We start from the raw sequence: 13,879 nt of genomic DNA, 5'->3' as shown, positions 1-13,879 counted from the left end.
CTCAGGCCCCCTTGGCCGCGGTGCGGACCAGGACGAGGCCGCCGTTCGGACCGGGAACCGCGCCCTTGATGAGCAGCAGACCCTTCTCCGCGTCAACGGCATGGACGGTCAGGTTCTGGGTGGTGACCCGCTCGTTGCCCATGCGACCCGCCATGCGGAGGCCCTTGAACACGCGGCCCGGGGTGGCGCAGCCACCGATGGAACCGGGCGAGCGGTGCTTGCGCTGGGTGCCGTGTCCGGCGCCGAGGCCCTTGAAGTTGTGACGCTTCATGACACCGGCGAAGCCCTTGCCCTTGCTCTTGCCGGTCACGTCCACCTTGACGCCGGCCTCGAAGACCTCGGCGGAGATCTCCTGGCCCAGCGTGTACTCGGAGGCGTCCGCGGTGCGGATCTCGACGAGGTGGCGGCGGGGGGTGACGTCGGCCTTGGCGAAGTGACCCTTGAGGGGCTTGTTCACCTTGCGCGGGTCAATCTCGCCGAAGGCGATCTGGACCGACTCGTAGCCGTCACTGTCATTCGTACGGACCTGGGTCACGACGTTCGGACCGGCCTTGACGACGGTGACCGGGACGACACGGTTGTTCGCGTCCCACACCTGCGTCATGCCGAGCTTCTCGCCCAGGATGCCCTTGATCTGCTTAGCCATTCTCAGATCACCGGCCTTCAGAGCTTGATCTCGATGTCGACACCGGCCGGGAGGTCGAGTCGCATCAGAGAGTCAACGGTCTTGGGGGTCGGGTCGAGGATGTCGATCAGGCGCTTGTGCGTGCGCATCTCGAAGTGCTCGCGCGAGTCCTTGTACTTGTGCGGCGACTTGATGACGCAGTACACGTTCTTCTCAGTGGGCAGCGGCACCGGGCCCGCGACCGACGCACCAGTACGCGTCACCGTCTCGACGATCTTCTTCGCCGAGCTGTCGATGACCTCGTGGTCGTAGGCCTTGAGCCGGATGCGGATCTTCTGTCCCGCCATGGCTACTAGTAGTCCTGTCTCTCGTAACGCTCTGGAACCCGGTGTTCCGCACACTCACTCACCGACCCACGCGGTCGGGTGTGTCGCGCTCTCACTGACACAGATGTCCCATCTCTGGAACATCCCGTCCGGGAAAGCACGGCCCTTCCGGAACCGCAAGTCGGGGCGCTGCGTCCGACCTGCTGACGCGTGACCACCGGGTGCCTGGACGGCGCTGCACTGACACTTCCCGAAAGATTCCCGTACGTCCGCCCCAGCGCTGCCTATTGGCAGTTGGGACGACGAGTACTGTGGGACTCGCTTTCGGTCCTCCCGGCGGGAGGCGCGCAGCATCAACGCTCGACCGAGCAACTCCGACAGTCTGCCATATGGGGCAGCGGCCTGGCCAATCGAGCCGGAGACAATACCCCGAGGGTGACGCAGCTCAAACCAAGGAGACGCGGGCATGGGCCCGCTGGTCCCGGCTCCTGGTTGCGGCGCGGCGGCTCCTTGATCACCCCGACGGGTGATTCCCCGGCGGTTCCGCGGGTCCAGCGGTCCGGAGCCTCACATCCTGGCCTCCGCCTCCCTCTCTGGGGAGTGCTCGGGAGGAAGGCCCACGTCATGGTCAAGGTTCGGCTGAAGACCAGTAGGGAGCACAGGCTCCTGGACCGCACACCATTGTCGGCTCTGGTCAAGGCGTCCGCGACAGCCACGAACCGGCTGGACTTCCTGGCCTCCCTGGAGCACCTGGTCTTCGACAAGGAAGCCGAACAGCGCGTCAAGGAGCAGCGTGAACTGCACCGCATCCTGGAGATGGAGTGCTGGGTCTTCGGCGAGGAGTACGGCCTGCACGCGAGCGACCGCAGCCTGGACGAGGTCCTCCGCCGGCACTGCCGGCTCCTCGGTCGCGGGGATCTCGTACCCGCGGAGGCCGTTTTGACGGAGGACGGGCGTCGCGGCCGAGTCGACCTGATGCTCTCCCAGGCTGCGCGGCAAGGAAAGACGGAGCGACACCATCTCGTCGTCGAGCTGAAGAGGCCGAGCACGGTCCTGACCATGACCGAGTTCGGACAGATCAACAGCTACGCCCAGGCCGTCGTGAAGGCTGACAGGTTCCGCGACACGGCAGTGACCTGGGATTTCTGGCTGGTCGCCAACGGCATGGACGAAGGGCTGCGGCAGCTCGCCCACCAGCATGACCGCATGCCGGGATGTGCGCTCTCCCAGCCGAGGTTCCGAATCTGGGTCAAAACGTGGGGCGAGATCATCGAGGACTGTCAGGCACGGCTGCGCTTCTACGGCGAGCAGTTGGAGTACCAGTCCTCGACCGAGCACGCCATGGACTACCTGGTCCGCAACCACGGTGACACCGTGGCGGAGCTGGTCGCGGAGGGGACGATTCCTGCGGCCCGCAGCGGCGACGTGGCAGACGTCTCGCCTTGAGCAGCCCGGCAAAGGGCCTTCGGACGCGCTCCTGCAGCCAGGTCGTCAGGCGCAGGGCGAGGGCGTGCGTGGTCAGCTCCCCGACGCGTACGTCACGAAGTCCGCCCATGCCTCGGGCGCCATGGCCAGTTGTGGGCCTGCGACGGTCTTGGAGTCGCGGACGTGGATGGTGCCGGGAGTGCGGGCGATCTCGACGCAGGAGTTGCCGTCGTTGCCGCCGCTGTAGCTGCTCTTGAACCACGCCAGCTCGGAGGCGTCCCCGGCAGTGGTCTTGTGGATCATGCTTCTCCCAGCAGTTGCTCGATGAGGACCAGCGACTCCCGCGGAGAGAGCGCCTGAGCCCGGATGGTGCCATACCGCAGCTCAAGGATGCGCAGGTGTTTAGGCTCGGGGGTCGGTCGGCCGTTGAACGCACCGTCGGAGCGACCCACCGCCGTACCGTCCGCGAACTTCAACAGCTCGATCCGACCGTCCAGACCGGAGTGGGTGTCGCAGCTCATCGGCATCACCTGAAGCACGACGTTATGCAACCGCCCTACCTCCAGCAGACGTTCAAGCTGCTGCTGCCACACCATTGTGCCTCCGATGGGACGTCGCAGAACCCCCTCTTCCAGAACGAAGCTGAGTGCTGGAGCAGGTGAGCGTTCGAAGATCGACTGCCGGGCCAGACGAGCCGCCACCATCCGTTCCACATCGTCCAGCGAGTACGGCGGCTGCGCTGCCCCGATCACAGCTCGTGCGTGATCCGGCGTCTGCAATAGCCCCGCGATGATGTGGCACTCGTACAGAGCGATCTCCACCGCCTTGCCCTCCAGCTTGCCCAGTTCCCGAACCTTCTTCGGATACCGGACCCTCTTCACGTCCTCCCAAGCCGCCGCGATGAGTCCGCCCGCCTCCAACACCTCGTCGGCCTTGTCCAGATACTCCTGCCGGGGAATCCGCTTCCCGCCCTCGATCTTGTAGACGAGGTCCTCCCCATACCCCACCGACACCCCGAACTCGGCGGCCCGCATCCCTACCGCCTCCCGCCGCAGCTTCAACTGCCGCCCCACGGTGGTGATGACCGCGACGCCCCACTCGTCGTCCGGGTCCACCTCCCAACCCGGCTCGTCCGCCTCGCTCTTGAGCCGTCCCGCGTCCGCGTCCACCGACATCCCGCGCGCCCCTCCGCCGTACCCAGTCGTACCGCCACGCCTGTACCCGTACGGAGCACTCCGACAGCCCGGACACGGCCGGACAAACTCCGGACAGTCACCGTACGCAACGGCGCAGTCACTATCCACGGTAGGCATGTGCGGCCACGCTGAGTGATGTGAATCAAGAAACCGCCGCCCCCACGGCCCAACTCGACAGCCCCATCCGCAACTTCAGTCAGCTCCTGTCGTCCACACCCCGTGGCGCGCGCCTCGCCCGTCTCCTCGCCACGGAACAACTCCGGACCTGGGGAATCCCGTTGGACCCGGCGGAGCACATCGTGGCCGAGCTGGCGGCCAATGCCGTCACCCACGGCCGCGTACCGGGGCGGGACTTCCGGCTGACGCTCTACGTGATCGGCGGCACCCTTCGCATCGAGGTGACCGACACCCGCGGTGACCGGCTGCCGTACGTCCAAGAAGCCGACCTGGACGGCGAGTCCGGCCGCGGCCTCCTCATCGTGGACGCCCTCGCCGACCGCTGGGGAGTGGCCCACGGCCCCGCCCCGCGCAAGACCGTCTGGGCCGAAGCGGAGTTCCGCGCCACCGGATCGCGCCCCGCCCCGCCCCGGTTCTCCACCGCCCGGCCCCACGCGTGATCAAAGCTTTTCCATGACCCTGGGGCAATTACCAACCCCACCCCACCCCACCGATCCCCCACAGAAACCCTGGTCACCCGGAAGAGTGGCAATCCTCAACTCAGCTGGATTTCAGGCCGGTTCGCTGGCATATGCTCGCCGCGACCGACCACAACCCCAGACATGCGACGGCCCCCGGCCGGGACTGGCATCCCGATCGAGGGCCTGACCACCGAGGAAGTAGGAGCTTCCCGATGGATACGCAAAACCTTAGCGCGCCCTCCTGCGCGCAGCCGCTCAATCCTCGCGGCATCACCCACATCAACACTCCGCACACCACCCGGTACACGGTCGTCGGCAACCACCTCGCCCAGCACCGGCAGCTCTCCCTCACCGCGATGGGCCTCGCCCTCCACATCCAGTCGCTGCCCGCCCATGCCCGTGTCGACATCAAGACCCTGGCCGCCCGCTTCCCCGAGGGCGAGACCCGTATCGCCGCCGCCCTGCGCGAACTCGAAGCCCACGGCTACCTGGCCCGCATCCGCGAGCGCCTCCCGAGCGGCCGCATCGTCACGCACACGGTGTCGTACAACCAGCCCCAGACCGGCCAGCCCCCTCACCCCAAAGTACGTCCCACTCCCCCACCGCCCCCGAGGGAGGCATCCCCGCCACGGCCTCCCCGCCCCGAAGCCACACCCGCACCTGAGACTCAACCCGCGCCCGAAGCCGTCCCCGCCCCGACCCCCACCCCCAAAGCCCCACTCCCCGAACCCCGGACCCCCGACCTGGACCGCCACCGCACAGCCACCGCCCTCCTCGCGACGCTCCACCACCACGACCCCCGCCTCCTCCTCTCCGAACGCGCCGTCCGCCACCTCGCCCCGGCCGTAGCCGCCTGGATCGAACGCGACGTCCGCCCCGACGCCGTACGCCACGCCCTGACCGCGGACCTCCCCCGGGAGCCCGTCCGCAACCCGGCGGCGCTCCTCGCCCACCGCCTCACCGAGTTGCTGCCGCCGCCTGCGCCGGCCACACCGCCACCCGGCGGCAGGCAGCCCGCCGCCCCTCCGCCATTCCACAACTGCGAGGGCTGCGAACGCGCGATCCGCAGTCCCCGCCCAGGGGCCTACTGCCGCGACTGCCGCGATGAGGGACTCGATCACGACGCAGCGGCCTGAACTACCGTACGAGACACGCGACTTCGACGGTCAGACCCACACCTCAGGGGTAGCCCGAGGACAGTACGTAAGGAATTTTGCGTTCGCAGGTATGAACAAGAATCACGTACCCATATATTGACGCGTCCACGGCAAGCGCCTTACGTTCCCATCCAGGAACCCGAGAAAGCGCTTTCTCTTGCACGGCACCCCAGGTCACGGATGAACCCGGAGGCACCACCATGCAAGTGAGACCCGTCATCGCATGTGTCAGCCTGCTGGCCGGCGCGCTCGTCGCGCTGTCCGGCGCACCGGCTCAGGCCGCGAGCACCACCCAGTACGTCTCGCCGAGCGGCACCGACAGCGCGGCCGGCACACAGTCGGCGCCCACCACGCTCGCCACGGCGATCAGCCGCATCGCCCCCGGCGGCACCATCTACGTGCGCGGCGGGACGTACAACTACTCGTCGACGATCACGATCCCGGCGGGCAGCAACGGCACCTCCAGCGGCCGTACCACCCTGACCGCCTACTCCGGCGAGAAACCGGTGCTCAACTTCTCGGCCCAGAGCGAGAGTTCGTCGAACCGCGGGCTCCAGCTGAACGCCGACTACTGGCGCTTCTACGGCCTCACCGTCGAGCGCGCCGGGGACAACGGGATCTACGTCGGCGGCAGCAACAACGTCATCGAGCGCACGGTGACGAGGTACAACCGCGACACGGGACTGCAGTTGGGCCGCATCTCGTCCAGCACCCCGAGCTCCCAGTGGCCGTCGAACAACCTGATCGTGAGCTCGGAGTCGCACGACAACGCCGACTCCGACGGTGAGGACGCCGACGGCTTCGCCGCGAAGCTCACCACCGGTACCGGGAACGTCTTCCGTTACGACGTCTCCCACAACAACATCGACGACGGCTGGGACCTGTACACCAAGCCCGACACGGGCGCCATCGGCCCGGTGACCATCGAGTACTCCCTCGCCTACACCAACGGCACCCTGAGCGACGGCACCGTGAACTCCAACGGCGACCGCAACGGCTACAAGCTCGGCGGCGACGACATCGCGGTCAACCACGTCGTGCAGCACAACATCGCCTACCGCAACGGCAAGCACGGCTTCACGTACAACAGCAACCCCGGCAAGATGGCGATCTCGAACAACGCGAGCATCGACAACGCCCAGCGCAACTTCTCGTTCGACGCCGGCACCCATGTGTACCGGAACAACACCTCGTGCCGGTTCAGCGTCAGCGGCTCGAACGACAGGACCATCGGCGACGCCGACACTTCCAACCAGTTCTGGACCGGCACGAACGGCTCCCGGTGCTCCTCGTACTCCGGCGCCCTTGGCTGGTCCTTCGCCTCGGACGGCCGCCTCGCCGTGACCCTCGGCGGCAAGGTGGTGACGCCGTAGCCCGACGGCGGTGAAGGGGCCGTACGACTTCTTGGTCGTACGGCCCCTTCGCCGGACCCGAGGCCCCTCGACCGCGTCGGTCAACCCGCCCGCGCGTTCCGCATGCGTGCGAACGACGTGTCCAGCCCGCGCTTCACCATCCCGGCCACCGGCCGCTCCACGAACCGGTGCACCAGCCAGCTGAGCGCCAGGAACCCGGCCAGCACCACCACGACCAGCAACCGCGCGTCCATGGTGTCCCGGAGGCGGTTGATCATCGCCGTACCGGCCGCGTAGTGGATCAGGTAGAGCGGATACGTGAGCGCGCCCGCCGTCACCAGCCACTTCCAGCGGACGCGGTCGGTCGCGCCCAGGGCGACGGCCACCATCAGCAGCAGGAAGACCGTGAAGATCAGCACGCTCCCCCGCCAGCCGGAGACATGCTCGACCTCGTCGATCCGCTGTCCCAGCTCCAACTGGCCCATCAGCCAGGCCATCGCGAGGATGCCCCACAGCAACAGGTCCTGGCCGAAACGGTGCATGAGGTACAGCGCCAGCCCCGCGATGAAGTACCAGGCTCCTTCGGGGTTGGCGACCAGCTCCAGCAGCGGCAGCCCCGACACCGGGGCGAGCATCGCGGCCGCGCCCCACACACAGCAGAAGAGCACGACCTTGCGGTACGTCAGCCCGGTGGCGACGACCACCAGGAACAGCAGGTAGAAACGCAGCTCGGACCAGAGCGTCCAGTACACGCCATCGACGTTGGCCACGCCCGAACCGGACTGCAGCATCGTGAGGTTGAGCAGGACCTCGCGCATCCGCGGCCGTTCCCACACCCCGGGGACCGCGACCAGGACGCCGGTGGTGAACAGCACCGCGAACCAGTACGCCGGGTAGAGCCGGATCACCCGGGAGACGAAGAACTGGCGTGGGGTGCGGCCCCAGCACGACATGCAGATCACGAAGCCGCTGATCACGAAGAAGATCTCGACGCCGATCCAGCCGTAGGAGGAGAGGCGGAACACCGTGGGCATGATGTCGGACACCGGCCGGCCCCAGATCGCGTTGCCCGGCTGGTTGACGCGGCTGGTGCCGGCGTAGTGGTGCATGGCGACCATCAGGGCGGCGAGCAGACGGATGCCGTCGACGGCGTACAGCCGACGGCCCACGCGCTCCCGTACGGCGGTGTGGCGGCCCGCCCTGGCGGGCTGCGGGTGCTGTAGCTGTCCGGGCAGGGCGAGCGGGGGAAGCGGCTGTTGCAGGTCTCCGACCACTCGTCGCGGTATCGACGTCCCACTGTCCGCGCCGCGCATCGACACCTGTCCGTCCTCACGAGGGAATCCCGGGCCGGGGCGGTCGCCGGACCGCTCACGCTACGGCCGCCCCAAACACCCCACAGCGAACAGACAAGAACATTCCACACGCGGGCGCCGGGGAGTTGCCGCAACTCTCGCCAAGACGCCCTACAGAGTTCTCCGACACTTCACTTGACGCCCGGAGACCGAACAGACGGACGCCGACAGACGAAAGGGCCCGTACGACCGAAGTCGTACGGGCCCCTTCAGGAGCTCGCGCTGGAGCTACCAGGTCAAGTCAACAAAGTTACTTGTTGATCTTGGTGACCTGGCCGGCGCCGACCGTCCGGCCACCCTCACGGATGGCGAACTTCAGGCCCTCTTCCATGGCGACGGGCTGGATGAGCTCCACCTTCATCTCGGTGTTGTCACCCGGCATGACCATCTCGGTGCCCTCGGGGAGGGTCACGACGCCGGTCACGTCCGTCGTACGGAAGTAGAACTGCGGACGGTAGTTGTTGAAGAACGGCGTGTGACGGCCACCCTCGTCCTTGGACAGGATGTAGGCCTGCGCCTCGAACTCGGTGTGCGGGGTGACCGAGCCCGGCTTGATGATGACCTGGCCGCGCTCGACATCCTCGCGCTTGATGCCACGGAGGAGCAGACCGACGTTCTCACCGGCCTGGCCCTCGTCGAGCAGCTTGCGGAACATCTCGATACCGGTGACCGTGGTGGTGGTCTTCTCGGTCTTGATGCCGATGATGTCGACGGTCTCGTTGACCTTCAGGACACCACGCTCGATACGGCCGGTGACGACCGTACCGCGACCGGTGATCGTGAAGACGTCCTCGATCGGCATGAGGAACGGCTTGTCGACGTCGCGCTCGGGCTCCGGGATCGCCTCGTCGACGGCCTTCATCAGCTCGAGGACGGAGTTGCCCCACTCCTTGTCGCCCTCGAGCGCCTTGAGCGCCGAGACCTTGACGACCGGCAGGTCGTCGCCCGGGAACTCGTACTCGGAGAGGAGCTCACGAACCTCGAGCTCGACGAGCTCCAGGATCTCCTCGTCGTCCACCATGTCGGCCTTGTTCAGCGCGACGACGATGTACGGAACGCCGACCTGGCGGGCCAGGAGCACGTGCTCCTTGGTCTGCGGCATCGGGCCGTCGGTGGCGGCGACCACGAGGATGGCGCCGTCCATCTGCGCCGCACCCGTGATCATGTTCTTGATGTAGTCCGCGTGACCGGGGCAGTCGACGTGGGCGTAGTGACGGGTCTCCGTCTGGTACTCGACATGCGCGATGGAGATGGTGATACCGCGCTGGCGCTCCTCGGGAGCCTTGTCGATCTGGTCGAACGCCGATGCCTCGTTCAGGTCCGGGAACGCGTCATGCAGCACCTTGGTAATGGCGGCCGTGAGGGTCGTCTTACCGTGGTCGATGTGACCGATGGTGCCGATGTTGACGTGCGGCTTAGTCCGCTCGAACTTCGCCTTCGCCACTGGGTCCTCCTGTGGAGTGGTTCTGGTACGCCTTACTCATCGGCGCCAGGTGATCTTTGCTGGGGTGCCGCCCGCCGGGTTTCCCCTACCGGGTGAGACCCGGCGGTCGGTGTCAAGCCTAAAGCGTGTAAACGGGGTGTGTTACTCGCCCTTGGCCTTCGCGATGATCTCCTCGGCGACGTTCCGCGGAACCTCGGCGTAGGAGTCGAACTGCATCGAGTAGCTCGCGCGACCCGAGGTCTTGCTGCGGAGGTCGCCGACGTAGCCGAACATCTCCGAGAGGGGCACGAGGCCCTTCACGAGGCGGGCACCGGCACGCTCCTCCATGGCCTGGATCTGACCACGGCGGGAGTTGATGTCGCCGATGACCTCACCCATGTAGTCCTCGGGCGTGGTGACCTCAACGGCCATCATCGGCTCGAGCAGCACGGGGCTGGCCTTGCGGGCGGCCTCCTTGAAGGCCTGCGAACCGGCGATCTTGAACGCCAGCTCGGAGGAGTCGACCTCGTGGTAGCCACCGTCGATCAGCGTCACGCGGACACCGGTCATCTCGTAGCCGGCGAGGATGCCGAACTGCATGGCCTCCTGCGCACCGGCGTCGACCGAGGGGATGTACTCCCTCGGGATACGACCACCGGTGACCTTGTTCACGAACTCGTACGCCGGGCCGTCGGCCTCGGTGATGGGCTCGATCGCGATCTGCACCTTGGCGAACTGACCGGTACCACCGGTCTGCTTCTTGTGGGTGTAGTCCACGCGCTCGACGGCCTTGCGGATCGTCTCACGGTATGCGACCTGCGGCTTACCGACGTTGGCCTCGACGCGGAACTCGCGCTTCATACGGTCGACCAGCACCTCGAGGTGCAGCTCGCCCATACCACCGAGGATGGTCTGGCCCGTCTCCTCGTCCGAGTGGACGTGGAAGGAGGGGTCCTCCTCCGCGAGACGCTGGATGGCGACACCCAGCTTCTCCTGGTCACCCTTGGACTTGGGCTCGATGGCGACCTGGATGACCGGCGCCGGGAAGTCCATGGACTCCAGGATCACCGGCTGCTTGTCGTCGCACAGCGTCTCACCGGTGGTGGTCTGCTTCAGGCCCATGACGGCGACGATGTCGCCGGCGCCCACCGACTCGATCTCCTCACGCTTGTTCGCGTGCATGCGGTAGATCTTGCCGATGCGCTCCTTCTTGCCCTTGACGGAGTTCAGCACCGCGGTGCCGGTCTCCAGGCGGCCCGAGTAAACCCGGACGAAGGTGAGCTTGCCCAGGTGCGGGTCGCTCATGATCTTGAACGCGAGCGCGGACAGCGGCTCGTCGACCGACGGCTTGCGCTTGACGACCAGCTCGGGGTCCTTCACGTCGTGGCCCTCAATGGCCTCGACGTCGAGCGGGGTCGGCAGGTAGCGCACGACCGCGTCGAGCAGGGGCTGGACGCCCTTGTTCTTGAACGCGGTGCCACAGAACACCGGGGTGACGGTGACGCCGTCGGACTTGCCGGACGCGATGGTGACGCGACGGATCGCGGCGTACAGCTGCTCCTCGGTGGGCTCCTGGCCCTCCAGGAACAGCTCCATGATCTCGTCGTCGTTCTCCGCGACGGCCTCGACCAGCTTGCCGCGGTACTCCTCGGCAGCCTCGGTGTGCGTGGCCGGGATGTCGACGGTGTCGTACATCTCGCCCTTGGCGGCCTCGGCGGACCACACGAGCGCCTTCATGCGGACCAGGTCCACGACGCCCTTGAAGTCGGCCTCGGCGCCGATCGGCAGCTGCATGATGAGCGGCACGGCGCCCAGGCGATCCGAGATCATGTCCACGCAGCGGTGGAACTCGGCGCCGGTACGGTCCAGCTTGTTCACGAAGCAGATGCGCGGCACGCCGTAACGGTCGGCCTGACGCCACACCGTCTCGGACTGCGGCTCGACACCCGCGACACCGTCGAACACCGTGACGGCACCGTCGAGGACGCGGAGCGAACGCTCCACCTCGACCGTGAAGTCGACGTGCCCGGGGGTGTCGATGATGTTGATGGTGTAGTCGTTGTCCTCGAGGGGCCAGTGACAGGTGGTGGCAGCAGAGGTGATCGTGATGCCACGCTCCTGCTCCTGCTCCATCCAGTCCATGGTGGCAGCGCCGTCGTGGACTTCACCGATCTTGTAGCTGACGCCGGTGTAGAAGAGGATCCGCTCGGTGGTGGTCGTCTTGCCCGCGTCGATGTGGGCCATGATCCCGATGTTGCGGACCTTGGCCAGGTCAAGTGAAGTGGTAGCCATAAGGCTTTCGTCTTCTCTCGGTCTCGATGGGGGTAGCGACTACCAGCGGTAGTGCGCGAAGGCCTTGTTGGACTCGGCCATCTTGTGGGTGTCCTCACGCTTCTTCACAGCGGCACCAAGGCCGTTGGAGGCGTCGAGGAGCTCGTTGAGCAGACGCTCGGTCATGGTCTTCTCGCGACGGGCGCGGGAGTAACCGACCAGCCAGCGCAGCGCGAGCGTGTTGGCGCGACCGGGCTTGACCTCGATCGGAACCTGGTACGTCGCACCACCGACACGGCGGGACTTGACCTCGAGGGTCGGCTTGATGTTCTCCAGCGCGCGCTTCAGCGTGATGACCGGGTCGTTGCTGGTCTTCTCGCGCAGGCCCTCCATGGCGCCGTACACGATGCGCTCGGCGGTGGAGCGCTTGCCGTTCAGCAGCACCTTGTTGATGAGGGAGGTCACCAGAGGAGAACCGTAGACCGGGTCGATGATGACCGGGCGCTTCGGGGCGGGGCCCTTACGAGGCATTTTCTACTTCTCCTTCTTGGCGCCGTAGCGGCTGCGGGCCTGCTTGCGGTTCTTGACACCCTGGGTGTCGAGCGAACCGCGGATGATCTTGTAGCGAACACCGGGCAGGTCCTTCACACGACCGCCACGCACGAGCACGATGGAGTGCTCCTGCAGGTTGTGTCCCTCACCCGGAATGTAAGCAGTGACCTCGATCCCGCTGGTCAGACGCACACGCGCGACCTTACGCAGGGCCGAGTTCGGCTTCTTCGGGGTGGTCGTGAACACACGCGTGCAGACGCCGCGACGCTGGGGCGAACCCTCGAGTGCGGGCGTCTTGTTCTTCTCGACCTTGTCCTGCCGGCCCTTCCGGACCAGCTGCTGGATCGTAGGCACTACTTCTCCGGTTTCTGTGTGCCGAATGGTGAAGCTAACCTGGAACATCACCGACCCACGCGGTCGGGTGTGTCGAATCCGGTAGACCCTCGCCGTAAGACGAGAAGGGCGCAGATTACGGTGGCCAGTGACGGCTCGCTATGCGGTTTGAAGGCACGCACGAGAGCCAGGGCACACCCCAGGCACAAGGTATGAGCGTACCCAGCTCATACGCTGCGGTCAAAACAGAAGGACCGCGATCGCATCGCCAAGCGGGACATGTCAAGTCCCAACGCCGTGGATGATCTTTGATTTCACGTACCGCACACGGATGACCACCGCTTCGTGACCGCGCGGAGGGTGTTCATCCAGCCATTGGCCGCACCGCGGGCGTTCATCCGACCGCCCTCCGTACCGCGGGCCTATCCGACTGTGATCCCTACCACCAGCACCAGCGTCAGGACGAGCGCCCAGCCCGCGGTGGACAGCCAGCCGAGGACCAGTCCGGTGATGGCGAGCCCGTCACCGCCCTCCCCGCTGCGTCGGATCTCCGAACGCGCCGCGTGGCCGAGGATGACCGCCGGCAGTCCGGTGAACCCGAAGGTCGGCACACACAGCAGCCCGCACACGGCGGCTCCGACGGCCTTCCCGTTGGTCCGCGGCCGCGGTGCGGGCAGAAACGTCCACGGAACGGCGGGGGCGGCCCCCGGCTGCGGTACGGGTCCCGTGGGCAGGTCGGCGACGAGCAGAGCCAGCTCGCCCACCGTACGGGCCGCGTAGGCCCGCGCCACCCGCTGGTCGAACTCCCCCTTCTCCAACCGCCCCTCGCCGTACCCCGCTCTGAGCACGTCCACGGCCCGCTCCCGGTCGGCGTGCGCGGCGAGCATGGACGGGGTGACAGGACTCGGCAAGGGCCGCGGCCCGGTCTGCCAGTGCTGCGGGTGCTGCGGGTGCTGCGGGTGCTGCCACGGCTGCGAGGAGTGCGAGGGCTCCCGGGGCTGCGGGCGGCCCGAGCTCCGCTGCTCCAGCCCGGGTCCGTGCTCCGGCTGCTGCTCCAGCCCCGGCCGGGACTCGTCCTTGTCCTGCCACGGCTGCCACGACGGGTACGACACGGGAAGCACCTCCCGGACGGCGAGATGTCTCCATGATGCGCCAACACCCGTGTGCGCGGACGCCTCGCGTCGGCCAGGCGGCCGATTGTCGCCCGTTTCTCGCGTGGCCCCTTCCAT

The 13,879-nt window shown here is 67.0% G+C and carries 13 protein-coding genes and 1 pseudogene; 4 read left to right on the top strand and 10 right to left on the bottom strand.

All coding sequences use genetic code 11. The features are described 5' to 3' along the window. Window position 1: 1 nt before the first annotated feature. On the bottom strand, window positions 2-646 hold the full coding sequence (gene rplC / locus AB0H86_RS42220; protein WP_362451338.1) for a 50S ribosomal protein L3: 645 nt from the start codon (window positions 644-646) through the stop codon (window positions 2-4). A 17-nt stretch (window positions 647-663) separates the two neighbouring features. Further along, the gene (gene rpsJ / locus AB0H86_RS42215) at window positions 664-972 is read right to left on the bottom strand and encodes a 30S ribosomal protein S10 (RefSeq protein WP_003948644.1); all 309 of its coding nucleotides are present in this window, start codon (window positions 970-972) and stop codon (window positions 664-666) included. Window positions 973-1,575: 603 nt separating this feature from the next. On the opposite strand from rpsJ, the gene AB0H86_RS42210 reads away from it, so the two are divergent. Further along, window positions 1,576-2,397, top strand: a complete 822-nt coding sequence (locus AB0H86_RS42210; RefSeq protein ID WP_362451336.1) for a hypothetical protein — start codon at window positions 1,576-1,578, stop codon at window positions 2,395-2,397. Window positions 2,398-2,469: 72 nt separating this feature from the next. Here AB0H86_RS42210 and AB0H86_RS42205 read toward each other — a convergent pair whose 3' ends face one another. Both AB0H86_RS42205 and AB0H86_RS42200 read right to left on the bottom strand, forming a co-directional pair. After that, complete coding sequence (locus AB0H86_RS42205; protein ID WP_362451334.1) at window positions 2,470-2,679, bottom strand: DUF397 domain-containing protein; 210 nt, start codon at window positions 2,677-2,679, stop codon at window positions 2,470-2,472. Continuing rightward, window positions 2,676-3,551: a helix-turn-helix transcriptional regulator gene (locus AB0H86_RS42200; protein WP_362451331.1), complete on the bottom strand. Its 876-nt coding sequence runs from the start codon at window positions 3,549-3,551 to the stop codon at window positions 2,676-2,678. The genes AB0H86_RS42205 and AB0H86_RS42200 overlap by 4 nt, the downstream gene beginning before the upstream one ends. Before the next feature lie 158 nt (window positions 3,552-3,709). Between AB0H86_RS42200 and AB0H86_RS42195 the strand changes: the two genes are divergently transcribed. The 3 genes and pseudogenes from AB0H86_RS42195 to AB0H86_RS42185 form a co-directional block, all read left to right on the top strand. Beyond that, a complete protein-coding gene (locus tag AB0H86_RS42195; protein ID WP_362451328.1) occupies window positions 3,710-4,189 on the top strand; it encodes an ATP-binding protein in 480 nt (159 codons plus the stop codon). A 233-nt stretch (window positions 4,190-4,422) separates the two neighbouring features. Continuing rightward, window positions 4,423-5,346: a helix-turn-helix domain-containing protein gene (locus tag AB0H86_RS42190; protein WP_362451326.1), complete on the top strand. Its 924-nt coding sequence runs from the start codon at window positions 4,423-4,425 to the stop codon at window positions 5,344-5,346. A gap of 308 nt (window positions 5,347-5,654) precedes the next feature. After that, window positions 5,655-6,740 (top strand): annotated as a pseudogene (locus AB0H86_RS42185) (right-handed parallel beta-helix repeat-containing protein); the annotation flags it as partial. Window positions 6,741-6,820: 80 nt separating this feature from the next. On the opposite strand, the gene AB0H86_RS42180 reads toward AB0H86_RS42185, so the two are convergent. The 6 genes from AB0H86_RS42180 to AB0H86_RS42155 all read right to left on the bottom strand — a co-directional run bounded on the left by AB0H86_RS42180 (window position 6,821) and on the right by AB0H86_RS42155 (window position 13,537). Next, a complete protein-coding gene (locus tag AB0H86_RS42180) occupies window positions 6,821-8,038 on the bottom strand; it encodes an acyltransferase (RefSeq protein WP_362451323.1) in 1,218 nt (405 codons plus the stop codon). Window positions 8,039-8,321: 283 nt separating this feature from the next. Further along, window positions 8,322-9,515, bottom strand: coding sequence for an elongation factor Tu (gene tuf, locus AB0H86_RS42175; protein ID WP_362451321.1), 1,194 nt, complete (start codon window positions 9,513-9,515; stop codon window positions 8,322-8,324). 141 nt (window positions 9,516-9,656) lie between these two features. Then, window positions 9,657-11,786, bottom strand: coding sequence for an elongation factor G (gene fusA / locus AB0H86_RS42170; protein ID WP_362451320.1), 2,130 nt, complete (start codon window positions 11,784-11,786; stop codon window positions 9,657-9,659). A gap of 39 nt (window positions 11,787-11,825) precedes the next feature. Next, entirely contained in the window at window positions 11,826-12,296 is a 471-nt protein-coding gene (rpsG, locus tag AB0H86_RS42165; protein WP_005481264.1) for a 30S ribosomal protein S7, read from the bottom strand. A gap of 3 nt (window positions 12,297-12,299) precedes the next feature. Continuing rightward, window positions 12,300-12,671: a 30S ribosomal protein S12 gene (rpsL, locus tag AB0H86_RS42160; protein WP_003948652.1), complete on the bottom strand. Its 372-nt coding sequence runs from the start codon at window positions 12,669-12,671 to the stop codon at window positions 12,300-12,302. 401 nt (window positions 12,672-13,072) lie between these two features. After that, window positions 13,073-13,537 carry a DUF1707 and DUF4190 domain-containing protein gene (locus AB0H86_RS42155; RefSeq protein WP_362451367.1) on the bottom strand — a complete coding sequence of 155 codons (465 nt, stop codon included), beginning with the start codon at window positions 13,535-13,537 and terminating at the stop codon, window positions 13,073-13,075. Window positions 13,538-13,879 lie beyond the last annotated feature (342 nt).

Source organism: Streptomyces sp. NPDC050997 (genome assembly GCF_040660135.1).
Lineage (GTDB): Bacteria > Actinomycetota > Actinomycetes > Streptomycetales > Streptomycetaceae > Streptomyces.
This window is presented reverse-complemented; position numbering and strand designations above follow the sequence as displayed.